This window comes from Amycolatopsis melonis, assembly GCF_040064235.1.
GTDB lineage: Bacteria > Actinomycetota > Actinomycetes > Mycobacteriales > Pseudonocardiaceae > Amycolatopsis > Amycolatopsis melonis.
Genome location: NZ_JBDZYD010000013.1, coordinates 82,410 through 107,376 on the forward strand (window position 1 = coordinate 82,410; position 24,967 = coordinate 107,376).

Genomic DNA, 24,967 nt, shown 5'->3' on the forward strand with positions numbered 1-24,967 from the left:
CTCACTCCTCCGCGTCCGCCCAGGCCTTCAGCATCACGCGGGCAATGGACGAGTTGCCCGGCAGGATGATCTCCGCCGCGCCGCCGGCGATCGGGGTCGGGCGGGCGCCCTCGCGGGACGAGCTGTTCGCGAACGCCTCGCGGACTTCCTCGCGCGATACCCACAGCGCCTCTTCGATCTCGCCGTCCGCCGGCACCAGGGGCAGGGAGCGGTCCGCGCGTGCCGTGAAGCCCAGCATGATCGAGCGCGGGAACGGCCACGGCTGGCTCCCGAGATACCGCACGTCCGAAACCGAGGCACCGACCTCTTCGCGGATCTCGCGGACCACGCAGCTCTCCAGGGCCTCCCCCGCCTCGACGAACCCGGCCAGCACCGAGTACCGCCCGGCGGGCCAGATCGGCTGCCGCGCCAGCAGTACGTGCGAGCCGTTCACGCCCTCCTGCGAATGCACCAGGCAGATCACCGCCGGGTCCGTGCGCGGGTACTCCTCGCGACCACAGCCGGTGCACTTGCTCGCCCAGCCGAACTGGACCAGCTCCGTCGGCTGGCCGCAGCGGGTGCAGAACTTCGCCTGGCGGCGCCAGAACCGCAGTGCCTGCGCCGTGGTGAACAGGCCCGCCGACGTGTCGTCCAGCAGGTCGCCGTAGCCGCGCAGGTCGACCCAGACCTCGCCGCCGGCGCGCGGGACCTCCTCCACGAAACCCCAGCTGCCCGCCATCTTCACCGTGTCGGCTTCGCCCGACGGGCCGCCCGGCAGCGACCAGAAGTCGACGTCCTGCCACTCGCCGAGGAACACCGCGTCCGGCGGCGGTTCCGGGCCGAAGTCGACCGCCTTGCGGAACGCCAGCGTCGCGGCCCCCTCGGCCACCGGGGTGCGCCCGGTGTCGTCCAGCAGGACGACCCGGGCGTCCGGCCACTTCGCGAGCAGCCGCGAAGGGTTGGTGCGCAAGCCCTCCTGACGGTCCACTGTGGACCTGGACAGGGTGGGCAGATCCCCCAGGGTGAACGGAACCGACATCAGGCAGGCTCGCCCACGACGACGTCGCCGAGCGCCAGCAGCTTGCGCTCCAGCACCTGGGCGTCCCCGACCACCACGCCGGTGAACCGCTTGGGCGCGAAGTACTTCAGCGCCGCCTCGGCCACGTCCTCGGCCGTCACCGCGGCCACCCGCGCCGGGTGCTCGTTGAGCCACTCCAGGCCCAGCCCGGTCGAGGCCAGCGCCAGCACCTGCCCGGCCAGCCCGGCCTGCGACGACGTCGAGGTCAGCAGCGAGCCGATCGCGTACTGCCGCACCGATTCCAGTTCCTCGCCCGAGGGCGGGACCTGGCCGAGGCGGCCCAGCTCGTAGCGGGTCTCCAGCAGCGCCGGTGCCGTCGCGTCGGTCGCGGTGTCCGCGTCGACGTTGACGACCGCGGTGCCGTCGGTGAACTCGAACCCGGAGTGCGCCGAGTACGTGTACCCCTTGTTCTCGCGGATGTTCTCCACCAGCCGCGACGAGAAGTACCCGCCGTAGGCCAGGTTCGCCAGCTGCAGTGCCGCGTAGCCCGGGTCGGTCCGCGGCACGGTCTGCGCCGAGAGCCGGATCTGCGACTGCACCGCACCCGCGCGCGGCACCAGCAGCACGTCCGGGCCGGTCAGCTCCGGCAGCGGCGGCAGCCGGACGGCCGAGCGGTCCGACGTCCAGCCGCCGAGCACCTTCTCCAGCTCGCCGAGCACGCCTTCGGGGTCGAGGTCGCCGACCAGCACCAGCACCGAGCCGCGCGGCAGCACCGACGCCTGGTGCAGCGCCCGCACCTGCTCGGGCGTCACGACGGCGACGTCCTCGGCACGCGGGACCTCGCGGGTGGCCGGGTGGTCGCCGTAGCGGTGCTTCTGCAGTGCCTCGCGCGCGATCGTGCGCGGCTGCGTCCGCGAGACGGCGATCCGCTCGACCAGCCGCTCCTTCTCCCGCGCGATCTCGCCGTCGGTGTAGGTCGCGCCGGTGAGGACGTCGCCGAGCACGTCGAGGAACGTCGGCAGCTTGTCCGCCAGCGCGGATCCGGTCAGCACCAGGCGTTCCGGGTCGACGCCCGCGCCGATGTCGCCGCCGATCAGCGCCAGCTCGGCGTCGATCTCGATGCGGTTGCGGCGCGCGGTGCCGGTCAGGATCGTCTCGGCGAGCACCTCGGCCGTGGCCGGGTGCAGGGCGTCGTCGCCCGCGAACGGGATCCACAGCCGCGCCTCGACCAGCGGGACGGTCGCCTTGCGCACGGCCAGCACGCGCAGGCCGTTCGACAGCTGGGTGTCCACATGGGACAGATCGGCGGCGGCGCGCTGCTCGCCGAGCAGGGGCAGCGGGCGGGGGCCCAGCGCGGTGCGGCCGATCTCCTCCGCGCTGCGGTGCGTTGCCGAAGTCACTGCTCGTTGTTCCCTTCCGAAGCGGGCTTGACCACCAGCACGGCGCGCGCGTCCGGGCGCAGCGCCTTCGCCGCCGCCGACACGGCCTCCGCGGTGACGGCGGACATGCGGTCCGCCAGCCGGTACACCAGCGACGCGTCGCCGTGGAGCAGCTCGAACGACCCCAGCGCCAGTGTCCGGGACACCAGCCGGTCGTGCTCGGAGTGCAGGCTCGCCGTCCAGCGGGCGGTGACCTTGCGCAGCTCCTGCTCGTCCGGCGGCGTCTCGGCGAGCTTCTCCAGCTCGTCGTCCAGCGCCGCGAGGACGCGCTCGCGGGGCACCTCGTGCGGGTGGATCAGGGTGATGGTGAACGTGTCGGGGTCGCGGGCCTCGAACGGGCCGAACAGCCCGGCGCCCGCGCCGATGTCGACGACCAGCGGCTCGCGGTGCACCAGCCGCTGCTGCAGGCGGGAGCCGTCGCCGTCGGTGAGGACGCCGGCCAGCACCAGGTAGGCCAGGTAGGCGTCGAGGTCGTTGACCGGGTCCGGCATCCGGTAGCCGATGCCGAGCGCGGGCAGCGGCGCGTGCGGGTCCTCGACCTCGCCACGCAGCTCGGTGGTCGGCACCGGCTCGGCGAACGACGGCCGCTGCGGCGCGGGCCGGTGCGGGACGTCGCCGAAGTGCTTCTCGATCAGCTCCTTGGCCGTGCCGACCTCGAAGTCGCCCGCCACCGTGAGCACGGCGTTGGCCGGCGAGTAGTAGGTGTCGAAGAACGCCGCACAGTCGTCGACCGTGGCGCTCTCGAGGTCCTCGAAGCCGCCGTACCCGTTGTGCGCGTTGGGGAACGTCGAGTACAGCACCGGCGGCAGGGTGATCCACGGGAACCCGCCGTACGGCCGGTTCAGCACGTTGAGCCGGATCTCCTCCTTGACGACGTCGATCTGGTTCGCCAGGTTCTCCGCGGTCAGCTTGGGCGCGCGCATCCGGTCGGCTTCGAGGAACAGGGCGCGCTCGAGCGCGGCGCTCGGCAGCACCTCGAAGTAGTCGGTGTAGTCGGGGTGGGTGGACCCGTTGAAGGTCCCGCCGCTGGACTGCACGTGCCGGAAATGGGCGAGTTTCTCCAGGCTCTCGGAGCCCTGGAACATCAGGTGCTCGAAGAGGTGCGCGAAACCGGTGCGCCCCTCCGGTTCGGAGCGGAAACCCACGTCGTAGTGCACGCTGACGCCGACCACCGGCGCGGTCGCGTCGGGGGCGAGAACCACGCGCAGACCGTTGTCGAGGGTGTATCGGACGAGCTGGGGATCGGCCATGGCCCCACCCTACGACGGCGCGGCCGTTCCCCGCGTCCCGGCTCGTGAGTGAGAAACAGTGTTCTAACGCTGTTTCTCACTCACGAGGTCGAGCAGGTGGCCGCGGTGGGCGCCCGCGAAGGTGCCCGCGAGCGCCGTCGCGAAGGATCCGGCCTGGTCAGGGGTCACTTCGCCGTCGTGCCAGTACACCGGCGGCGGGTGCGGGAGCGCGTCGAACGCGGCCACCCACGGCGCCAGTTCGCCCAGAGCGAGCGCGTACGGCAGGCCGCGGGAGAACACCAGCTCCCGCTGCGGCTTGGTCAGCTCCTTCGGCTTGACCGACGCCAGCTGCCCGGCGACGCCACGCAGGCGCCGCGCGACGTCGGTCCCGGCCCGCCGCCGCGCGGGCAGCGCGGCCGACGCCACGGCGGCGACGGCCCCGGCCAGCACCACGATGACGCCAAGCTGGGCGTAGCCGACGGTCAGCGCGAGCAGGACGGTCAGGAATACGCCGTAGAGGACGACCCGGACGCCCGCGCGGCCGAGCCTGCGGGGCCGTCCCGCGAGCCAGCCGCGGCGGACGGCGTCCGCCCGCAGCGCCGCCGGGTCGACGTCGACGTGCCGCCGCCGCAGCTCGGCGAGCGTCACCGGCTCGTCCGGCACGACGGCCTCGAAAACCGCACGTTCGAAGGCGGTCAGGTGCTCGTCGGGCGGGTTGCGGCGGGCGAGCCGCCAGCCGCCGTCCGCGGCGCTGACCCACAGGTAGTTGCGGACGGCGAGGTCGAGCACGGTCGCGGCCAGGTCGGCGGGCCCGGCCCGGCCGTGCAGCAGCGGACCCACGTGGCCGGGCAGGACACCTTCGGGCGACGCGAACTCGCCACCGCCGGTGACCAGCTCGGCCTTCGGCGGCTCCCCCGGGTCGGCGTCACGGCGGCGCGCCAGCCCCACCAGGACCGCGGTGACCAGCAGGAACAGCGCGAAGGCCGCCCAGGCCCAGCCGACCGGGGCGGTGAGCACGAACGCGCCCGCGAGGGTCTTCGCGGGGACCAGGACGGCGTTGGCGGGGACGGTGCCCGGAGGCAGCTCGACGGTCGCGGTCATCCGCTGGCCGGCGAGCAGGTTCTGCTGGCTGAACCGGGTCAGCCCGGCGTGGTCGATCTGCGCGGCCGCGCACGGGAAGTCGGAGCCGGGCGGCCCGGCGAGGCAGTCGACGGCGGCCGGGATCTTCGGCGCGGCGAAGGACGCGCGGAGGAACTTCAGGTCGGCACTCCAGCCGCCGGCCAGCTCCCAGGTGACGCGGTCGCCGTCGACCGCACCGTCCACTGTGTACCGGACGATCGAGGTGCCGGAGGTGAGGTGGACGGTGAAGGCGTCCTGGTCCACGGTCGCCGTCCCGCTGCCCTCCAGGACGACGTCGCGGACGTTGTAGACGCGGTCGCGGTGGTGCGGCGCCGGGACGCGCAGCGCGACCCGGCGGTCCATCGTGAGGCCGGTGGGGACGGAGATCGCCTCGGCGACCGACAGCGCGCCGTCGCGCTCGACCTTGAGCTGGATTTCGGCGCTCTGCGGCAGGGCGGGTAGTGGCGGCTGGTCGACCGGCGCCGTGGCCAGCAGGAGCGCCAGTGCCGCGCCCGCGAGCACGGTCAGCGGGCCGCGGCGGCGCGGCCGGACGCGGTGAGCACCCCGTCGAGCGCGGTCAGGAACGACGGGAAGTGCGCGCCGAAGCGGCGCAGGTCGCGGTCGGCTTCCAGGCCGCCGTACCAGTACAGCCCGGCCGACCCGTCGGCCGACGGGTCGATCCCGGCGAAGGTGCCGAGCCAGCGTTCGGTGTCGCCGAGCACCACCGCGTACGGCAGCGACCGGGAGAAGACGAGTTCGCGGTCGCCGGGCGGGATGTCCTCGGCCCGTGCGGTGTGCAGGTAGTCGAGCAGGCCGCGGACCTGTCCGGCCAGCGCCCGGCCGCGGGCGGTCCGCGACGGCAGCAGCGCGGCGACCGCGATCACGGCGAGCCCGGCCAGCGCGACCGCGACGCCGAGCAGCGCGTACCCGACGGTGAAGGTGAGGACGGCGGTGGCGGCAAGGCCGAGGGCGAAGATGCCGGCGCCGAGCCCGGTCAGCCGGCCGCGCGCGGTGTCCGGGCGGCGGGAGAACCAGCGCTTGGTGACGACGTCGGCGTACATGGCGTCGCTGATCTTCCGCAGGTCCAGCCCGCCGCGGGCGCGCAGCTGCGACACGAGGACGGCATCGGTGCCGTCGGGCAGGAGGGTTTCGTAGACGGCGCGTTCGAAGTCGTGCAGGTGCTCGTCCGGCGGGTTGCGGCGGGCGATCTGCCAGTCGGGCCCGTGAACTTCGGCGAGCCACAGGTAGTTGCGCACGGCGAGGTCGACGACGGTGGCGCTGATGTCGACGACGTCGACGGTCTCGTCGACGACGGTGCCGACCTGGCCGGGCAGCACGCCGTCGGGACTGGCGAAGAAGACGCGGTCGCCGTCCCGCAGCAGGACCTCGACGGGCCCGGTGGCGGTGGCGAGCGCACCGGCGTCCTGCCTGCGGCGCCGCCACACGAAAACGGCCGCGGCGGCGAGCAGGGCGAGCAGGACGGCGAAGACGATCCCGGTCAGCGGGGTCAGCGCGAAGGCGTTGGCGAACAGGCCGATGTCGGCGAACTTCGCGGTGGCCGGGACGGTGCCGGGCGGCAGTCCGACGAGGAGGTCGACGCGGTCGCCGGGCCGGACGTCGTTCTGTTCCAGGCGCACGACCCCGGTGTGGTCGAGTTCGGCGAGGGTGCAGCGCTGGCTGGAGCCGACGGGCCCGGCAAAGCAGTCCACAGGGGACAGTTCGGGCGACGGGGCGAGGAAGGAGGCGGTGAGCTTGGCCAGCGGGGTGTCGAAGCCGCTGGCAACCTGCCACCGCGCCTGCTGACGGCCGTTCTGGTCGGCGACGGCACCGTCGACGGTGTAGGTGACACTGCCGGTGCCGGCGGCGAAGGTGAGGACAAGCTGGTCACCGGTCAGCTGGCTCTGGGCGGCGCCTTCGGTTTTGACGTCCCGGACGGAGAAGACGCGGTCCTGGTCGTCACTCGCGGGAACCCGCAGCGGCACGCGCGAGACGAGCTGCCGTCCACCCGGGACGGTGACGTGTTCGGTGACGGAGAGGGTGCCGTCCCGCAGGACCTTGAGGGCAACGTCGGCGGTGGGTCCCTCGGGCGGCTGGACGCCTTGACCGGTGAGCAGCTGCGGCTTCTTGACCTGGTCGGCGGGCGGGTTGAGCAGGCTGGGCCCGGCCGAGGGACCGTCATCGGCCACGGCAATCCCGGCGGTCGTCACCCCGGCCGCAACGACGATCGCGGCCACGGTCCCCCATTTCCTCAACACAGCACCACACCCTAGAGCACCCGATCTATGCTGACGCCCGGAACGGCGAGATCACCGCAGGTACGCAGGTTCCGACGGGGAAAGCACACGGGGGGTTCCACCAGATGACGCAAGGCCCGCAGGGTCCGGGTCCCAACGACCCACGACGGCCACCGCCGGGGGCCCGGCCGCTGCCGCCACCGGGGGTGCGGCCGTTGCCGCCGTACGGGCCGGGGCCGGCTGGTGCGCCGGGGCGAGGACCGGCGGGACTGCCGCCGCGAGGGCCTGGTGGTGCGCCCGTGCAACGACCGGCAGGCACGCCGGGCCAGCCGCCGCAAAGCCCGACCGGCACGCCCGCGCCACCACCGCCGAGCGCGCCGCCACATAACCCCGCCCCAGGCAACGGACCATCAAGCCCGCAAGGCCCCAGCGGCGCGCCCGCACAACGACCAGCAGGCACGCCGCCGCACGGCCCCACCGGCACGCCCACGCAACCACCACCGGGCGCACCAGGCCATCCGCAAGGCCCCGGCCGTCCGCCCCAGGCTCCCTTCGGCGCACCGGGCCGTCCGCCGTTTCCGCAGGCGCCCGCCGTAGGCACCCCGCCCTTCGGCTACCCCGCCCCGCCTCCGGCCGGGGCCCCGCTGCCGCCGCCCGCCGCCGCTCCGCCCGTCTTCGTGCCGAACTACGCCGGGCCGCCGCCCGGCGCCCCTTTCGGTCCTCGCTTCTCCCCCTATGTCGCCAAGAAGTCCAACACCGGCGTGATCGTCGCCGTGGCCATCTTCGCGATCGTCGCCCTCACCGGTGGGCTCGTCGCCGCCGTTGCGCTCATCGGGGGCAGCTCGCGGCACGTCGCCGACGCCGGTTACTCCAGCACCTATCCCACCAGCACCTACGCCACCGAAACCACCACGAGCACCACCGAAACCACGTCCTCGACGGAAGAACCCACCACCACCCGCCCGGCTCGCACCACCGAGCGCGAAACCCCGGCGTCGCAGACCCCGTCCGGGCCGCGCTCGGTCGCCGCCACCGGGAACAACCCGCTCTTCGCCCGGCCGAACTACGGCTTGGAGAACATTCCCTGCTCGCTGAGCCGGTGGGCGAGCGACCAGGCGAGCGTCGAACGGTTCTTCCGGTCCGGCATCGGCTGCCTCGACGCCATGTGGTCACGCATGCTCGGCGCCGTCGACCTGCCGTTCGAGACGCCGAAGCTGGCGGTGCCGCGGTCGCTGTCGGAATCGTCGACCCCGTGCGGCAGCGGTGGCACGACCACCGGCGTCACGCCGTTCTACTGCCCGACCAACAACACGATCTACATGCCGATGGACCGCATCGAACTGGACGTGTGGGGCAACCATCCCGGCCCGTACCTGTCGATCCTGGCCCACGAGTACGGCCACCACGTGCAGAACCTGTCCGGCATCTCCGAGGCCTACGGCAACCAGCGCTACGACGCGGGCGCCGACTCGGCGGCAGGCCTGGAACTGTCGCGGCGGATGGAACTGGAAGCGCAGTGCTTCTCCGGCATGTTCCTCGGCTCGGCGTCGGTCTCCGGCGGCTCGGTCGACAAGAACATCTACAACGAAGCCTGGAACGCCCAGGACCGCGGCGACGACTACGCCCGCAACGGCAAACGCGACCACGGCACCGCCCAGCACAACATCGCCTGGTGGCAGCACGGCGCGACGACGAACCGCAACCAGCAGTGCAACACCTGGCTCTCCGCCTCGGCGGACGTCTCCTAGCGCCAGCCCCCCAGCGCCCCAATGGGCATTTTTCATCTTGGTTTGTGCTGGTGGGGTGGGGTTGACGGGGTGTGGTAGTGGTCAGGCCGGGCTTGGTTGGGCGGTGTCGCGGGCGTGTTGTTCGTGTTGGGTGAGCACGAGCAGGGCGCGGATCAGGGTGGTGGCGTGGCGGGGGTGGAGGCGGAGTGTGTTGAGGATGCGCCAGGTTTTGAGGGCGGCGAAGCCGCCCTCAACCGCGCAGCGCAGGGCGCTGAACACTGTGTTCGCGGTCTGCTGGGCGTCGGTGAGGGGCCGGTTGGCCTCGGCTTTGTAGGGGGTGAGCACGACCTGTTCACACGCTCCGCCGCAGATGGTGCAGTCGCGGGTGGTGCGGACGTCTTTGTGCCAGCCGTGGAACCCTTTGTCTGCGGCCGGGGTCAGGCCGTGGGTGTGCAGGTGCTGGCGAATCCGTAGCCGGCGGGCGGCGGTGATGTCGGCGGTGCGGCCCGGCAGGGCCGGGGAGATCCAGAGCAGCCGGCCGTGTTCGTCGGTCAGGGCGAGCACGACCAGGCCGTGGTGTTTGTGTTTGCCGTTGTAGTGGGCCCCGGTTGTGCTTGCCGGTGCGGCGGCGGGTGCGGATCAGGGTGCCGTCCACCAGCACAACGACCTGCCCGCGGGCGGCGTGGCGGCGCAGCACGCGGTTGAGCCTGTGGGCCCGGCCGGCGAGCAGCCCGATCACTTCCAGCAGGTAGCGGCGCAGGGTGGAGGCGGAGATCCCGTTCGGGCCGGCCAGGTCCAGCAGGCGTTCGTCCTTGCGCAGCATCGCCAGTACCAGGATCGCCTGCTGTCCGGGGGTGACCTTGCGCCAGCGGGACCCGATCCGGGTCCGGTGCGCGGTGATCAGGCTGGTCAGCCAGGTGATGGTGGCGACCGACACCGGCACCGCACTGCGGTAGGTGATCATGGCGGCGGGCTGTGAGACAGTGGGAGCGGAGCCCCCGGACGTTTTATCTTGAGTCACGACTTGATCAACATCCGGGGGCTCCGCCGTGCTCCCTGCCACCGGCAGACAAACCAGCGACCCTGTTACCGCACAACCACAACCGCCACCGTCAAGCCCCCCTGACCAGCACAGTCAGGATGAAAAATGCCCATTGGGGCGTTCGGGACCCGCTCAGCTCGGCGGGGTGAACGGGTTCGGCGGCGCCGGGGTGCCGGGCGGCACAGCCGGAGTCCCGGACGGCGGCGTCGGCGGCTCCGGTTCAAGGGACGGGGACGGGACCGGCGAGGACGGCCGGGCCTCGGTCCGCTCCGCCTTCATCCGGGCCGCGTACGCCTCGAACTTCCGCGCGCGTTCCTGGTTCTCCACCTGCACCGCCGTCATCCCCGGGAACGCCCGCGCGTGATCGCGGTTGCGGCGCTCCGCCAGCACCGCCGCCAGGAACGCCCATGGCGGCACGCCCGGCGGGACCGGCGTGCCCAGCGCGTTGCCCACCTGCTGCGCGAGCCCCCAGCCGAGTGCGTGGGACGCCTCCGGGCTCAGCTGGCTGAACCGCGCCAGGAACTGGCGGCTGGCCAGCGCGAGGTCGTCCGGCAGGCGCGTCAGGTCCAGCTGGGCAGCCCAGCCCTCCAGGCCCGGCGGCATGCCCAGCGCCGGGTAACCGCCGCCCTCCGGGGTGCGCTCGCGGATCACCAGCGTTCCGGCCAGGAAGTCGCCGACGCGGCGGCCGTCGGACGAGCACAGCGACACGATCACCGCCACCGCGCCGAACAGCCCGAGCAGCCAGAAGTCGACGACGACCCCGGCGAGCCCGCGGACCAGCGCGTGCCGGAAGCGGATCGGGCCGCCGTCGACGCGCACCACGCGCAGGCCCAGCGCCATCTTGCCCAGCGACCGGCCGCGCGAGAGCGTCTCGAACAGCACCGGGTAGCCGACCAGGATCAGCACGAGGAACACCAGCCCGACGGCGACCAGGAGCCCCTCGTCGAGGACCGACGACGCGATCCCGACCAGCATCAGCGCCACCGCCAGCAGCGCGAACTGCACGAGCACGTCCAGCACCATCGCCAGCGCGCGGCTGGCGAGCTTGGCCACGCGCAGGTCCAGTACGACGGCTTCGCCGGTGACCAGCTCGGATTCCTCGTGCACGAAGCCCAGCCTAGCGACGGCGGCGGCCGGATAGGCTGGGTTGGTGGATGTGGACGTCTTCGTCGCGGCGCACGCGGCGGAGTGGCACCGGCTCGGCGAGCTGACCGGTCGCGGCGGCAAGCTGACCGGCGCCGAGGCCGACGAGCTGGTGACGCTCTACCAGCGCACCGCGACGCACCTGTCGATCGTGCGGTCGGTCGCGCCCGACCCGGCGCTGGTCGCCCGGCTGTCGGGACTGGTCGCGCGGGCGCGGTCGGCGATCTCCGGGTCGCACAACCCCGCGTGGCGCGAGGTCGCGCTGTTCTTCACGCGCCGGTTCCCCGCCGCGGTGTACCTGTCGCGGCGCTGGTGGATCCCGGCCGCGCTGGCGTCGATCGCGGTGATCACGCTGATCGCCGTCTGGGTGGCGGGCGACCCGCAGGTCCGCGCGGCGATCGACACGCCGGAGGGGCTCAACGAGCTGACCCGGCCCGGCGGCGAGGCCGAGAGCTACTACTCGACCGGCCCGGCGTCGTCGTTCGCGGCGCACGTGTGGACGAACAACGCGTGGGTGGCGGCGACCTGCCTGTTCCTCGGTGTCGCGCTGGGCCTGCCGGTGATCGGCATGCTGTGGATGAACGCCCTCAACGCGGGGGTGATCATCGGCGCGATGAGCGCGGCGGGCCGCGGCGACGTGATGATCGGCCTGCTCCTGCCGCACGGCCTGCTGGAGCTGACGGCGGTGTTCGTCGCGGCGGGCACCGGCCTGCGGCTCGGCTGGACGGTGATCGACCCCGGCCGCCGCTCCCGGACCGTGGCGCTGGCCGAGCAGGGCCGGTCGGTGGTGATCATGGCGCTCGGGCTGGCGTGCGTGCTGTTCGTCACCGGGATCATCGAGGCGTTCGTGACGCCGTCGGGCTGGCCGACGTGGCTGCGCGTGGGCATCGGCATGCTGGCCGAAGTGGCGTTCCTGGTCTACGTCTTCACGCTCGGCCGTCGCGCGGCCCGCGAGGGCGAGGTCGGCGACATCGAGGCGCGCGACGCCGGCGACGTGCTCCCCGAGTCAGCATAGGCACGAGCCTTCGAAGGCGATCGACGAACCGTCGTCGAGCCCCGCCGTCCCGACGAACCGGGCCTCGAACTCGCCCGGTTCGGTGAGCGTCAGCTTCGGGCTCGACGCGGAACCGTCCGCGCCGGTCTTGGCCGTCGCCGTCTCGCTGCCGCCCTCGAAGACCAGGGCGTTCTTGGGCCGCGCCGCGCGGACGAAGAAGGTCACCGGGACGTCGGGCGCGGGCTGGCCGTTCTCGCCGATCACGCGGACGACGAACGGCGCGCCGGGGTCCTTCGACGCGAGCCGCTGGCCGTTGCCCGACAGGATCGCGAGGGTGCGCCCGCCCGCCGCCCACGTGTTCGCGATCCCGGTCAGCGAGCAGACTTCCTGGTAGAGCCGCGCGCCCGCGACGGCGGCTTCCGCGGTGAGGCAGCGCGCGGTGGCGACGTTGGCGATCTCGACCAGCCCGGGCAGCCCGGCCACCCGCCGCCAGGCCTGGTGCTTGTCCTTGTCGTCGCAGGCGGCGAGCTTCACGGCGACGCCGTCGACCGGGCTGACGGCGGTGAGGCACTGTCCACCCGGGACACTCACGTAGTGCTGGGACGCCTTGTCGTAGGTCCACTTCGCGTTCGGGTCACCGGCGTCGGCCAGCACGGGCTTCCCGTCCACGGCGGCGAGGGACAGCTTGCCACCGCCGTCGGCCAGGTAGACGGGTGTGCCGTCCGCCGCCGGGCTCACCGAACCCACCGCCAGGACCACCGCCAGAAGCATCCGCATGCTTCGGGATTAACAGGCCGAACGGACGCTCACCACCGCAGCCACTCGTGAGTGGTAATTCGGGTTCTAACCCTAAATACCACTCACGACAAGCCGCGGCAGACCACCTACAGGCGGCCTGCGGCCTTCAGGGCCAGGTAGCGGTCCGCGAGGGCCGGCGGGAGTTCCTCCGGGGTCGCGTCCACCACGCCCACGCCGTGCCGGGCCAGGCGTTCGGTCACGCGGAGGCGCTCCGCCACCGTGCGGGACGCCGCGGCCGCGTCGTAGACCGCTTCCGCGTCGCCGCGGCCGGACAGCATCTCCGCCACCCGCGGGTCCGCCACCGAGGCGATCACCAGCTCGTGCCGGGCCGTCAGCGTGCCCAGCACCGGGAACAGGCCCTCCTCCAGCGGCGCCGCGTCCAGGCCGGTCAGCAGCACCACCAGTGCCCGGCGCCGCGTCCGCTGGAGCACTTCGGCGACCATCCCGCGCGCGTCGGTCTCCACCAGCGACGGCTCCAGCGGCGCCATCGCGTTGACCAGCGACGTCAGCAACGCCGGGCCCGTGGAGCCCTGCACCGCCGCGCGCAGCCGCCGGTCGTAGGCCAGCAGGTCGACGCGATCGCCCGCGCGGGACGCCAGTGCCGCCAGCAGCAGCGCCGCATCCATCGCCGCGTCGAGACGCGGGGCGTCGCCCACCCGGCCCGCCGAGACGCGGCCGGTGTCCAGCACCAGCACCACGTGCCGGTCGCGTTCCGGGCGCCAGGTCCGGACCATCACGTCCGCCGCCCTTGCCGTCGCGCGCCAGTCGATCGAGCGGACGTCGTCGCCGATCACGTACTCGCGCAGCGAGTCGAACTCCGTGCCCTGCCCGCGGATCAGCACCGCGTTGCGGCCGTCGAGCTGCTGCAGCCGCGCCAGCCGCGACGGCAGGTGCTTGCGGCTGTGGAACGGCGGCAGCACGCGCACCGTCCACGGCACCACGTGCGAGCCCTGCCGCGCGGCCAGGCCCAGCGGTCCGACCGAGCGGACGGTCACCCGCGCCGCGGCCCGGTCACCGCGCCGCGTGGGACGCAGTGCGGTCACCAGCGCCCGCCGCTCCCCCGCCGGGAGGCGCAGCGCGTGCCGGTCGGCGGCGCCGGCGCTCGGCGGCCACGCGTCGCGCAGCTGCCCGCGCACCGGACGGCGGCCCGGGTTCGCCACGACCAGCGTCACCTCGCACGGCTCGCCCAGCCGCACCGACGTGTCGCCGGAGCGCGAAAACCGCAGTGCCCGGACGCTGCCCGCGAGCAGGAGGTCGGCGGCGACCAGCACCAGCAGCACCCCGCCGACCGCGAGCAGGCCGGTGTCCGACGGCAGCAGCAGCCCGACCACCAGCGCGCCGAACAGCGCGAGCAGCCCGAGCCTTCCGGTGACGGCCATGTCAGCGCGGCACGGGCACGGACGCGAGCACCCGGTCCAGCACGCCGTCCGCGGTGACACCCTCCAGCTCGGCCTCGGGCCGCACGTCCAGGCGGTGCCGCAGCGCGGGCCGCGCCAGCGCCTTGACGTCGTCGGGCGTCGCGTAGTCGCGTCCGGCGAGCCAGGCCCAGGCCCGCGCCACCGCGAGCAGGGCCGTCGCGCCACGCGGCGAGACACCGATGCGCACCGAAGGCAGCTGCCGCGTCGCCCGGCACAGGTCGACGACGTACCCGATCACCTCGGGCCCGACGGTCACCTTCGCGACCGCGTCCCGCGCGGCCGCGAGTTCGGCCGCGCCGGCGACCGCGCGCAGGCCCGCCGCCGCGAGGTTGCGCGGGTCGAAGCCCTGTGCGTGGCGCCAGAGGATGCCGATCTCGTCCTCGCGCGAGGGGGCCGGCATGGTCAGCTTGAGCAGGAACCGGTCCAGCTGCGCCTCCGGCAGCGGGTAGGTGCCCTCGTACTCCACCGGGTTCTGCGTGGCGATCACGATGAACGGGTCCGGCAGCGGCCGCGACTTGCCGTCGAGCGAGACCTGCCGTTCCTCCATCGCCTCCAGCAGCGACGACTGCGTCTTCGGCGGCGTCCGGTTGATCTCGTCGGCGAGCAGCAGGTTCGTGAACACCGGCCCCTCGCGGAAGGAGAACTCGCCGCTGTGCGCGTCGTAGACGATCGAGCCGGTGACGTCGCCGGGCATCAGGTCCGGCGTGAACTGCACGCGCGTGGTCTCCAGGTCCAGCGCCGCGGCCAGCGCCCGCACCAGCAGCGTCTTCGCCACGCCGGGGACGCCTTCGAGCAGCACGTGCCCCCGGCAGAGCAACGCCAGGATCAGCCCGGTGACCGCGGCGTCGTTGCCGACGACGGCCTTGGCGACCTCGCCGCGCAACGCGATCAGCGCGTCCCGGGCCCCCGTCGCGTTCTCGCTGGTCAAGTTCGCCCCACCTCTCGTTCCACCCTGTCCAGTTCGCCGGCCAGCCGGACCAGCGCGGGGTCGTCCGGCACCGGCGGTCCGAAAAGGACCGCACCGACGTCGTTGCCCTGCCGTCCGGTCCGCGCGCTCACCGCGGCCACCAGCGCCTGCGCGTCGGCGTCGCGCGGCAGGCCCAGCGTGGTCCGCAGCCGCGTCCGCGCCGCTTCCCGCAGTGTCTCGCCCGCGTGCCCGGCCGCCTTCGCCCGCCGGTACAGCCGCGCGCGACCCTCGGCGGTTTCCGCCGCGCGGACCACGATCGGCAGCGGCTCGGTCACCACCGGGCCCAGCCGCCGCGCCCGCCACAACGCCAGCAGCGCGACGGCGATCAGCGCCTGCGCGGCCCCGTAGTACCAGCCGTCCGGGATCAGCGTGAAGATCGACTTGCGGCCGCCGTCCAGCGCCGGGTCCGTGGTGGACGGCAGGTACCAGACGAGCTTCGGGTGCGCCCCGAGCAGGTGCAGGCCGAGTGCCGCGTTGCCCTCGTCGGCGAGCCGCCCGTTGGTCAGCGGCGCGGCCGCGCCGAGCAGCGTCGTCGTGCCGCCGGGGCCGGCGAGCTGCAGCAGCGTGCCGCCGCCGTCCTCGCCGGGGTAACAGGAGCGCGCGCCCGGCGACGAATAGCCGATCCCGCCCAGCGTGACGTCGCCTGCCGCGACCGCCGCGGCCACCGTGCACCGCGGCCCCAGCGTCCCGACTTCGCTCTCGCCGACGGCGCTCACCAGCGGCAGCGATTCCTCCAGCGTCGCCGGGCCGGGCGTCACCAGTACGACGTCGGCGGCGCGTTCGCGCAGTGCGTCGAGCCGCTCGCGCGGGACCAGGTCCGGCTCGGTGACCAGCAGGGTCGCGTCCTTGCCGAGCGCGTCGCCCGCTTCGGCCGCCGTGTGCGCCGTCCGGACGTCGACGCCCTGGTCCTGCAGGAGCTTGACCAGCGCGTGCGCGCCGCCGGGTTCGTAGGAGCCGGGTTCGAGCACGCCGTAGGTCTGGTCGCCGCGGTCGAGCAGCAGCAGCGCCCCGGCGGCGAAGATGAGGACGACGATGGCGAGCGGGGCGCGGACGCCACGCCAGATCCGGCGCAGGTCCGGCGAAACGGAGGTGCTCACGCGTCCGCCAAGGCGACCGGCCGTTCCCGGCGGCAGCGCTCGTCCAGCTCGGTCAGCGCGTGGTACGCCGTTTCGGTGCCTTCGCGGCCGCCGTAGTGGACGTCGTCGAAGAGCCGCGCGCCGTGGCGCAGCTCGGCCGCGACGTTCGGCAGCAGCACGCCCGCTTCGGCGGCGGCCTCGTCCGCGGTCCGGCCGGACCGCGCGTCGAGCAGGGCGCGTTCCTCCAGCGCCCGCACGACGGCGCGGAAGCGGTCGCGGACGGCGTCGTCGTACCGGCCCGCGGCGGCGGCTTCGGCGGCCGAGCGGCGGTAGTCGTCGGCGCTGCGCCGCTTCTCGCTGAAGACCTCGCCGCCGGCGCGGGCGGTCCGGGCGACCTTGCCCGTGCGCAGCCGGATGACGACGACGAGCACGATCAGCAGCACCAGGGCCAGCAGCAAGCCGAACGGGCCGCCGGGGACGACGGTCGACAGGCCCTTGATCAGCCGGGCGACCTGCTCGCCGAGCCACTGCTTGAGTTCCTGCAGCGGGCCCGGCTGCGCGTCCCGGTACTTCGGGTCCGCCAGCTCCTGTGCGGCCGCGCGCCGCGCGTCGTCCCGGTCGATGCCGACCGGGACGTCCGAGAGCACCAGCGTCACCATGCCTGCGGCGGCTGCACGCCTGCCGCGCGCGCCAGCTCGATGTCCATGCCCTCGCGGCGCATCCGCTGGTCGAGGTAGACGATCACGGTGACCAGCGCGACGAACGGCATCGCGATGGTGCCGGCGATGATCTGCCCGGCCGACTGCAGCAGCAGGTCGCCGGTGGTCGGCAGGGCCACCTGCGCCGGGTTGAACAGCTGCCGGAACATGCCGGTGCCGACGTTGAACGGCAGGTTGATGATCATGCTGAAGAGGTAGCCGATCAGCCAGGCCAGCAGCAGGATGCCGAGCACCCGCCAGAACGAGCCGCTGACCAGCTTGACCGAGCGCGAGAACGCCTGCTTGAAGGTGCCGCGCTCCAGCACGAGCGCCGGGCTGGCCAGCGCCCAGAAGACGTAGACGACGACGCCGGGGATCAGGCACAGCATCGCGCCGATGGTGGTGAGGACCGAGTACGCGAGCCCGACGCCCAGCAGCGGCAGCATCCGCGGCCAGACCTCGGCCCAGGCGATCGAGAACGTCACTTCACGGCCGAGCACGGCCCGTCCCATGACGGCGGCCAGCAGGCCGTTCGCCACCGCGGCCAGCAAGGTCGTGAGCAGGGCCGTCGGCAGCGTCGCGAGGAGGGCCGTCCCGAGCAGGCCGAACAGGGCGTTGCTGATCTCCTCGTCGGTCGCGCCGGGGCCGAGGTTGGTGGCGGTGGCCAGCTCCTGCAGGTCGCTGAAGAGGAGCTTCTGGACGAGGAAGTCGAGACCGGCGGTGATCACCGCCAGCACCGCGCCGATGCCGAGGATGAGCAGCGGGTGACGCCGGATGGCGGTGATCGCGCCGTCCAGGATGTCGCCGATGTTGAGCGGCCGCAGCGCGATCACGCCGGGCTTGCCGAAGCCCTGCGGGTTCCAGCGCGGGTCGGGCTGGCCGTACTGAGGGGCGCCGTAGGTGCCCGGCGGCTGCCACGACGGCGCGGTCGGGCCGGGCGCCTGCCAGCTGGGCGGCGGGGCGACCTGGGAGCCGTACGACGGCGGGGGCTGCGAGCCGTAGGACGGCGGAGCGGGCTGGGAGCCCGAGTCGCTGTGCGAGCCTGGAGCGGCCGCGGCATCCTGCGTGCCCGGCGTGCCTGAAGGGGCCTGCGCACCCGGAGCAGCCGGGGCATCCTGCGAGCCCGGCGTGCCCGGAGCGGCCTGCGCACCCTGCGACCCCGCAGAATCCCCCGCCCCCGGGGAGTCCGGCGCCTGCCACCCGGGAGGCGGCGTCGCCGGTGACGCCGCGTGATCCTGCGGCGGCTTCGGTTCACCTGATCCAGGGATGGAAGCCGAGGGAATCCCCTGGCTCGGTGTCGGCGTGCCGTCGCCCTCTCCGCCGGGCGTGCCACCGGTGTCTGTCATCGAAGCCCCTCGCCTGCAGTACCTGCTTGACGACACTCTCTCAGAGCCCGCCGCACCCGGCCAGACCTGGGGTGACGTCCGCGCGTCGTGACGCCGCGCGCACGGACGGGTGCGGGACGGCCCGTTCCCCCGATATGCTGAACGGCGGGATCGGGTACCCCCGGTCCGTACCGAGACCTTTCGGGACTGCCCAGTGACGCAACCGCCCCCCGGCCAGGTACCGCCGCCCCGCGGAACCGTCCAGCCGCCGCCGGTGCCGGATGCGCAGCCGGATCTCCCGTGGCTCGGCCGCCCGCACACCGTGTCCGCCCCGAAGCGCCGGTCGCCGGCGGCGGTGATCGGCGTGTGCCTCGGCGCGGTGGCCGTGCTGGTGCTGGGCCTGGTCGCGATCGTCGCGCTCAACCGCGGCGAAACCCCGCTGGCCAACGCGAACTTCCGCGACGTGCCGACGTCCGCAGACGTCCCTTCGCAGCTGCCCGGCGGTGCCGGTGCGCCGGCTTCCGTGCTGCCCAGCCCGTCGGCGGACTTCCCGACCCCCACCGAGACCGGCCCGCAGAAGATCCTCAAGCTGGCCGACCACCCGATCCTGCAGGACCCGAACGCCGGTCTGCAGAACCGCGTCTGCACGCTGCCCGCGTGGCAGAGCACGCAGGAGGGCGCGGAGGCGTTCTTCACCGCGGCGAGCAAGTGCCTCGACGCGGCGTGGGGCCCGTTCCTGGAGGCCTACCACCTGCCGTTCACGCCGCCTGCCCTGCACTTCCCGACCGGCGCGAGCTTCGAGACCGAGTGCGGCACCATCCAGGTCGGCATCGCGACCGCCGCGTACTACTGCGAAAACAACCTGTACGTCCCGTTCCGCGGCCTGCAGACCGACCAGTACGGCAACAACCCCGGCGTCTACCTCGCCCTGTTCGCCCACGAGTACGGCCACCACGTGCAGGAGGTCGCCGGGCTGATGGACGCGGCCTGGCAGAAGATCTACGAGGCGGGCCAGAACAGCCCGGCGGGGCTGGAGATGTCGCGGCGCAAGGAACTGCAGGCCCAGTGCTTCTCGGGGATGTTCCTCGGCGCGCACGTCGACCAGGGCGGCACGATCACCCGCGACATGTACAACAAGGCCTGGAACGACCAGGAAACCCGCGGCGACAACACCTCCCGCAGCCACGACCACGGCACGAACGCGCACTACGCGGCCTGGTGGCGGGCGGGCGCGACGAGCAACCGGATCGCCGACTGCAACACGTTCGCGGCGCCGGCGGCCGAGGTCAGCTAGCGGGTTTCGGCCGCGGCTGCGTCCGCAGCACGAGGTAGACGTACATCCCGCCGGAGAAGCAGGCGAACACGAGCAGCGCGAGCCCGAGCGGCCGCCGGGCGTCCGACGCGCCGGGCGAGGTGTCGGCGGCGTGCACGGCGACCGGGCCCTGGTCCGGCAGCACGTCCGGCACGTCGACGTCGATGCGTTCGTCCTGGCCGTGCCCGCAGCCGTTGAGCGTGCCCTCGCGGACCTTCCCGGCGACGGTGAACCGCACGGTTTCGACGGCGTCCGGCTTCTCGCACGACGCCGGCCTGGTGACCTGGGCCTGCACCGGGGCCCCGCGGTCGCCGCTGGTGATGCCCAGCAGCCCCGGCCCGGCCAGCCAGGCGAGCAGCACGACGAGCACGCCCGCCGCGGCGGGGATCGCCACCGTGGGCCACTTCAGGGCGAGGGATCGCGGGGGCACCTCGCCATGGTTCCAGATCCCGCGGGCAAAACCCAGGCAGCCTGGCTGCAGGCCTAGCGCTGCTCGATCTTCTCCGCCGGGGTCACCTTCTTGACGTACAGCAGCTTGTCGCCGGGCTCGATGGCGTCGGCCTGCGGGGCGTCCACGCGGTACAGGACACCGTCGCGGACCACGCCGAGCACGATGTCCGGCAGGTGCCGCGGCGACCCGCCCTCCTCCGACGGTTCAACCGGCCGCTCGGCGATCGCCAGCCCGGATTCGGGGGTCAGCAGGTCCTCCATGATGTCCACGACCAGCGGCGTCGACGTCGCCATGCCGAGCAGCCGCCCGGCCGTCTCGCTGGACACCACGACCTGGTTGGCGCCCGACTGCTTGAGCAGGTGGACGTTCTCCGCCTCCCGCACCGAGGCGACGATGTGCGCCTTGGGTGCCAGCTCGCGGGCGGTGAGCGTGACGAGCACCGCCGTGTCGTCGCGGTTGGGGGCGACCACGACCGCCCGCGCGTGCTGCACCGCGGCGACGCGCAGGACGTCGGCGCGGGTGGCCGAACCGTGCACGGCGACCAGGCCGAGCGCGCTCGCCTGGTCGAGGGCCTGCTGGTCGGTGTCGACGACGACGATCTGGCCCGGTTCGGCGTTTTCGTCACCGAGCAGCGCGTTGACCGCGGACCGGCCCTTGGTGCCGAACCCGACGACGACCGTGTGGTCGCGCACCTTCGTCCTCCACTTCTGGATCTTGAACGCCTGGCGGGAGCGCTCGGTGAGCACTTCCAGGGTGGTGCCGACCAGGACGATGAGGAAGAGCACCCGCAGCGGGGTGATCACCAGCACGTTCACCAGCCGCGCCGACGACGTGGCGGGCGCGATGTCGCCGTAGCCGGTCGTCGACAGCGAAACCGTGGCGTAGTACAGGCTGTCGAGCAGGGACAGGCCGTCGCCGTTCGCGTCGCGGTAGCCGTCGCGGTCGACGTAGACGATGACCACCGTGGCCAGCAGCGCGAGCATCGCGCCGATGATCCGCTTGACGATCGAGCGCAGCGGGCTGACCGTGAGCTCGGGCATCCGCAGGACGCCGACGAGCTCGTGGTCCGGCCGATCGGTGAGACTGCCCAGCGGCAACCGCTTCAGGGCCTTCATGCACCTGCTCCCAGCGGCAGGTGTCGAGCGTCACTCACGCCCGGAGGATAGCCGAACCGGACACCGGCCCGCCGCGTGAAACGATGAGTTCATGGCAACCTCGCAACGGCCCGCGCACGTCCTGGCCGGCGTGCTGGGCACGATGGGCGTCCTGCACTTCGCGGTCCCCAAGCCGTTCGACGGCCTGATCCCCGCGTCGCTGCCGGGTTCCCGCCGGGCGTGGACGTACGGCTCGGGCGTCGCGGAACTGGCGGTCGCGGCCGCGGTGGCGGCCCCGCGCACCCGCCGGCTGGGCGGCCTGGCCGCAGCCCTGCTGTTCCTGGGCGTCTTCCCGGGCAACGTCAAGATGGCGCTGGACGCCCGCCACGCCCCGGCACCCCGCCGTGCCATCGCCTTCGCCCGCCTGCCCCTGCAGTGGCCCCTGATCACGTGGGCCCTGAAGGTCCGCGACAACGCCTAACCCGCGTGATCAGAGGGTCAACTCGCGTGATCAAAGCGGCATCACTCGTGTGCTAAGGGGCATCACGCGTGATTGAGCAGGCATCACGCGTGATTGAGCGGGCATCACGCCGATGCCCCGCCAATCACGGCTGATGCCCCGCCAATCACGAGTGATGCCCCGGAGGTCACGCCTCGGGGATGTTGCGGAGGAGGCCGAGGAGGTCTTCCGGGGCCAAGAGGTCGGCCGGGCGGATCGTGCGGTTCGCGCGGACGTAGTGGAAGGCCGCGCGGACCTGGTCCACCGGGACGTTCTTCAGTGCCGCCCACGCCATCCGGTACGCCGCCAGCTGGACCGACAGTGCCGGGATGCGGGACTCCGGCGGGACCGCCCCCGTCTTCCAGTCCACCACTTCCCAGGTGCCGTCCGGGTTGCGGAACACCGCGTCCATGCGGCCGCGCAGGGTGATGCCCTCGACGTCGGCGGTGAACGAGACCTCCACCGCCTCCGGGACGCGCGTGGCCCACTCGCTCTTCTCGAACTCCGCCCGCAGTTCCTCGAAGTCCGCGTCAGGAGCTTCGCCGAAGTCGGCCGCGCCCGGGAGGTCGTCGATCTCGATCAGCTGGTCGCCCGCGAACCGGCGTTCCAGCCAGCCGTGGAACTCCGTGCCGCGGCGGGCGAAGCTGTTGGGCTCCACCGGAAGCGGACGGCGCAGGTCGCTCGCCAGCCGGGCGCTGTCGTCGGCCAGCGCGACCAGCTGGCTCACCGTCAGCCGCGACGGCAGCGGGACGCGCTTGACGTGGTCGTCCTTGCGTGCCCACTCCTCCAGCAGGACGTCGGTGTCGGTGATCCAGCCGTCGGGATCGTCTTCGTCCTCTTCGGACGGTTCGGACGCGGCCAAGGCTTCGGACACCAGCTCGACCCCGGTCTGCACGCCGGTGCGGCGGTCGGCCAGCGGGTCCACCGGCCACCGGGACGTCCGCGAGTCCGACACCAGCGGGTTCTCGTCGTCGACGGCAGGCTCCGGCGCCCAGCCGTCGATCTGCCCGACGCCGGTTTCCCGCATGACGTCGGCGATCTCCGTCAGGAACTCCGACGGCCCCTTGGCCCGGCTGCTGCTTTCGTTCCACCAGTGCCCGGACACGATCAGCGCGTGCTCGGACCGTGTCAGGGCGACGTAGCACAGCCGCCGCTCCTCCGCCTGTTCCCGCTCGACGAACCCGGCTTCGTGCAGTTCCAGTCCTTCTTGGACTTCCTTGCGGTCGTACCCCTCGGCGATCTCCAGCGTCGGCAGGTCTTCCGCGTCGCCGCGCAGCGCGGCGGGCAGCGACGTCGCGGTCCGCAGCCACGACGACGACCGCCGCCGTCCGGGGAACACCTCGTGCACCAGGTGCGGGACGGCGACGACCTCCCATTCCAGCCCCTTCGCCGAGTGCACGGTGAGCACCTGGACCCGGTCCGGGACGACCTCGACCTCGCCCGGCGTCAGCCCGTCTTCGGCGTGCGCGGCGGTGTTCAGGTAGTCCACAAAGGACAACAGGGTCGCGGTCGGCGCCGTCTCGGCGTAGTCGGTGACGACTTCGGCGAACGCGTCCAGGTGCGCCCGTCCCGCGGATCCTGGACGCGCCAGGGATTCCACGTCCAGGAGCATCGTCCGCTCGACGTCGGCGACCAGTTCCGGCAGCGACTGGTCGAGACGGCGGCGCAGCGCGGCCAGCTCCCAGCCGATCCGCCGGATGCGCTTGTACCCCTCTTCGGAATAGCGCTCCGGCGAACCGGGTTCGTCGATCGCGTCGATCAGCCCGGCCTGCTCGACCCGTTCGGCGACCAGTTCCGGACTGTCCGAAGCGGACTTGTCCGGAGTGGACAGCTCACCGGCACGCCGCCACAGCGCGGCGACGTCGGCGGCGGCCAGCCGCCAGCGCGCGCCGGTCAGCAGCCGGGCCGCGGCGCTGCCGGACAGCGGATCGGCGAGCACCTTCAGCGTCGCGACGAGGTCGGCGACCTCCGGCTCGTCGAGCAGCCCGCCGAGCCCGACGACCTCGACCGGCAGGCCGCGTGCCCGCAGCTCGGCGGCGATCGGGGCCATGTCGGCGCGGCGGCGCACGAGCACCGCCGCGGTCGGCGGCTTGCCGGTCTCCTCCCTGGCCGCGTGCCAGCGGCGGGCGAGCGCGTCGGCCACCCACTCGCGTTCGGCGCGGATGTCCGGCAGCAGCGCGCACGCGACGTCCGCGGGCCCGGCACCTTCGCGGGCCCGCAGCCGTTCGACGCCGAGACCGCGGGCGCGCAGCAGCTCGGCGATGGCGTTCGCCAGGTCGAGGATCTCCGGCGGGTTGCGGAAACTGGTCAGCAGCCCGAATTCGTGCGCGGGCACCCGGCGTTCGCCGTCGAAGCGCGGGAAGTCCGTGGTGAACCGCGGCAGGTTGGCCGCGCTGGCGCCACGCCAGCCGTAGATGGCCTGCGCCGGGTCGCCGACGGCGGTGACCGGCATCGGCGGGTTTTCGACGCCGCCGAACAGCGCCCGCAGCAGCACGCGCTGGGCGTGCCCGGTGTCCTGGTACTCGTCGAGCAGCACCGCGCCGAAGCGTTCCCGCTCACCGCGCACGACCGACGGATACCCGCTGGCGAGCTGGGCGGCCAGCGACATCTGGTCGGCGAAGTCGAGCGCGCCCTCGTTGCGCTTGCGCCGGTGGTACTCCTCGACGAGCGGCAGCAGCGCGAGCCGGAAGTGCTGCGCGGCCATGATTTCGGTGAGTTTCTGCGGCAGCGCGGCACGTTGTCCCTTGGCGCGCGGGGCGTTTTCGATGACGCGGCACAGCCACGTCGTGTACTCGGCTAGCTGTTCGGTCGAGACGAGGTGCTCGCCCAGTTCTCCGGCTAGGGCAAGGAGATCCGCGGTCACCGTCGGCGGGACGCGGTCGGTGTCGAGTTCGTTGTCCCAAGTGGACACTACGCGGTGGGCGATCTGCCACGACGACGTCTCCGACAGCAGCCGGACGCCGGGCTGCACGGGCAGCCGCAGGCCGTGTTCGGACAGCAGGCGGCCGGCGTAGGCGTGGTAGGTGAGGACCGTCGGTTCGCCGGCGACCACAGTGGACCGTAGACCGCCGGTCGGGTCGAGCCGGTCGAGCAGCCCGGATCCGGCCAGCCGCCGCAGCCGCGCGCGGACGCGCTCGCCGAGCTGGCGCGCGGCCTTGCGGGTGAAGGTGAGGCCGAGGACGCGGTCGGGGCTGACGATCCCGTTGGCGACCAGCCAGACCACGCGCGCGGCCATGGTCTCGGTCTTGCCCGCCCCGGCCCCGGCGACGACGAGCGAAGGCTCGACGGGCGCGGCGATGACGGTGGCCTGCTCCGGCGTCGGACGGTGCAGCCCGAGGGCATCGGCGAGTTCCGCGGGCTCAACGGGATTGGCGATAACGAGCGGGCTCATGCGCCCCCCTCGCA

19 protein-coding genes and 1 pseudogene are annotated in these 24,967 nt (G+C 73.2%); 4 read left to right on the forward strand and 16 right to left on the reverse strand.

The window, feature by feature from the left end:
- Position 1: 1 nt before the first annotated feature.
- The 5 genes from nudC to ABJI51_RS31755 form a co-directional block, all read right to left on the reverse strand.
- Positions 2-1,018 carry an NAD(+) diphosphatase gene (nudC, locus tag ABJI51_RS31735; protein WP_348954739.1) on the reverse strand — a complete coding sequence of 339 codons (1,017 nt, stop codon included), beginning with the start codon at positions 1,016-1,018 and terminating at the stop codon, positions 2-4.
- The gene (locus tag ABJI51_RS31740; protein ID WP_348954740.1) at positions 1,018-2,397 is read right to left on the reverse strand and encodes a M16 family metallopeptidase; all 1,380 of its coding nucleotides are present in this window, start codon (positions 2,395-2,397) and stop codon (positions 1,018-1,020) included. The genes nudC and ABJI51_RS31740 overlap by 1 nt, the downstream gene beginning before the upstream one ends.
- Positions 2,394-3,686 carry a M16 family metallopeptidase gene (locus tag ABJI51_RS31745; protein ID WP_348954741.1) on the reverse strand — a complete coding sequence of 431 codons (1,293 nt, stop codon included), beginning with the start codon at positions 3,684-3,686 and terminating at the stop codon, positions 2,394-2,396. Before ABJI51_RS31745 ends, ABJI51_RS31740 begins: the two co-directional genes overlap by 4 nt.
- Positions 3,687-3,749: 63 nt before the next feature.
- The gene (locus tag ABJI51_RS31750) at positions 3,750-5,306 is read right to left on the reverse strand and encodes a DUF2207 family protein (protein WP_348954742.1); all 1,557 of its coding nucleotides are present in this window, start codon (positions 5,304-5,306) and stop codon (positions 3,750-3,752) included.
- A gap of 2 nt (positions 5,307-5,308) precedes the next feature.
- The gene (locus ABJI51_RS31755) at positions 5,309-7,039 is read right to left on the reverse strand and encodes a DUF2207 domain-containing protein (protein WP_431605679.1); all 1,731 of its coding nucleotides are present in this window, start codon (positions 7,037-7,039) and stop codon (positions 5,309-5,311) included.
- A gap of 656 nt (positions 7,040-7,695) precedes the next feature.
- Here ABJI51_RS31755 and ABJI51_RS31760 point away from each other — a divergent pair.
- Entirely contained in the window at positions 7,696-8,766 is a 1,071-nt protein-coding gene (locus ABJI51_RS31760; RefSeq protein ID WP_348954743.1) for a neutral zinc metallopeptidase, read from the forward strand.
- An 81-nt stretch (positions 8,767-8,847) separates the two neighbouring features.
- Here ABJI51_RS31760 and ABJI51_RS31765 read toward each other — a convergent pair.
- A pseudogene (locus ABJI51_RS31765) lies at positions 8,848-9,357 on the reverse strand (transposase family protein); the annotation flags it as partial.
- A gap of 562 nt (positions 9,358-9,919) precedes the next feature.
- Positions 9,920-10,894, reverse strand: a complete 975-nt coding sequence (locus tag ABJI51_RS31770) for an RDD family protein (protein WP_348954744.1) — start codon at positions 10,892-10,894, stop codon at positions 9,920-9,922.
- A gap of 43 nt (positions 10,895-10,937) precedes the next feature.
- On the opposite strand from ABJI51_RS31770, the gene ABJI51_RS31775 reads away from it, so the two are divergent.
- Positions 10,938-11,945: a stage II sporulation protein M gene (locus tag ABJI51_RS31775; protein ID WP_348954745.1), complete on the forward strand. Its 1,008-nt coding sequence runs from the start codon at positions 10,938-10,940 to the stop codon at positions 11,943-11,945.
- Here ABJI51_RS31775 and ABJI51_RS31780 read toward each other — a convergent pair.
- The 6 genes from ABJI51_RS31780 to ABJI51_RS31805 form a co-directional block, all read right to left on the reverse strand.
- Positions 11,937-12,701, reverse strand: coding sequence for a hypothetical protein (locus ABJI51_RS31780; RefSeq protein ID WP_348954746.1), 765 nt, complete (start codon positions 12,699-12,701; stop codon positions 11,937-11,939). The genes ABJI51_RS31775 and ABJI51_RS31780 overlap by 9 nt on opposite strands.
- A 107-nt stretch (positions 12,702-12,808) precedes the next feature.
- Entirely contained in the window at positions 12,809-14,101 is a 1,293-nt protein-coding gene (locus ABJI51_RS31785) for a DUF58 domain-containing protein (RefSeq protein ID WP_348954747.1), read from the reverse strand.
- 1 nt (position 14,102) lies between these two features.
- On the reverse strand, positions 14,103-15,068 hold the full coding sequence (locus ABJI51_RS31790; protein WP_348954748.1) for an AAA family ATPase: 966 nt from the start codon (positions 15,066-15,068) through the stop codon (positions 14,103-14,105).
- On the reverse strand, positions 15,065-16,204 hold the full coding sequence (locus tag ABJI51_RS31795) for a DUF4350 domain-containing protein (RefSeq protein ID WP_348954749.1): 1,140 nt from the start codon (positions 16,202-16,204) through the stop codon (positions 15,065-15,067). Before ABJI51_RS31795 ends, ABJI51_RS31790 begins: the two co-directional genes overlap by 4 nt.
- Complete coding sequence (locus ABJI51_RS31800) at positions 16,201-16,842, reverse strand: DUF4129 domain-containing protein (RefSeq protein ID WP_348954750.1); 642 nt, start codon at positions 16,840-16,842, stop codon at positions 16,201-16,203. The genes ABJI51_RS31795 and ABJI51_RS31800 overlap by 4 nt, the downstream gene beginning before the upstream one ends.
- Positions 16,836-18,227 (reverse strand): hypothetical protein, encoded by a 1,392-nt coding sequence (locus ABJI51_RS31805; RefSeq protein ID WP_348954751.1) that lies wholly within the window; start codon positions 18,225-18,227, stop codon positions 16,836-16,838. The genes ABJI51_RS31800 and ABJI51_RS31805 overlap by 7 nt, the downstream gene beginning before the upstream one ends.
- A 253-nt stretch (positions 18,228-18,480) precedes the next feature.
- Here ABJI51_RS31805 and ABJI51_RS31810 point away from each other — a divergent pair, with 253 nt between their 5' ends.
- The gene (locus ABJI51_RS31810; RefSeq protein WP_348955006.1) at positions 18,481-19,500 is read left to right on the forward strand and encodes a neutral zinc metallopeptidase; all 1,020 of its coding nucleotides are present in this window, start codon (positions 18,481-18,483) and stop codon (positions 19,498-19,500) included.
- Here ABJI51_RS31810 and ABJI51_RS31815 read toward each other — a convergent pair.
- A complete protein-coding gene (locus ABJI51_RS31815) occupies positions 19,493-19,912 on the reverse strand; it encodes a hypothetical protein (RefSeq protein WP_348955007.1) in 420 nt (139 codons plus the stop codon). The two genes, ABJI51_RS31810 and ABJI51_RS31815, sit on opposite strands and share 8 nt — an antisense overlap.
- Positions 19,913-20,001: 89 nt before the next feature.
- The gene (locus tag ABJI51_RS31820) at positions 20,002-21,084 is read right to left on the reverse strand and encodes a potassium channel family protein (RefSeq protein ID WP_348954752.1); all 1,083 of its coding nucleotides are present in this window, start codon (positions 21,082-21,084) and stop codon (positions 20,002-20,004) included.
- Positions 21,085-21,175: 91 nt separating this feature from the next.
- Here ABJI51_RS31820 and ABJI51_RS31825 point away from each other — a divergent pair, with 91 nt between their 5' ends.
- Complete coding sequence (locus ABJI51_RS31825; RefSeq protein WP_348954753.1) at positions 21,176-21,544, forward strand: DoxX family protein; 369 nt, start codon at positions 21,176-21,178, stop codon at positions 21,542-21,544.
- Between the two features lie 166 nt (positions 21,545-21,710).
- Here the strand turns inward: ABJI51_RS31825 and ABJI51_RS31830 are convergent, their stop codons facing one another.
- Positions 21,711-24,953: an ATP-dependent helicase gene (locus tag ABJI51_RS31830; protein WP_348954754.1), complete on the reverse strand. Its 3,243-nt coding sequence runs from the start codon at positions 24,951-24,953 to the stop codon at positions 21,711-21,713.
- Between the last annotated feature and the right edge of the window lie 14 nt (positions 24,954-24,967).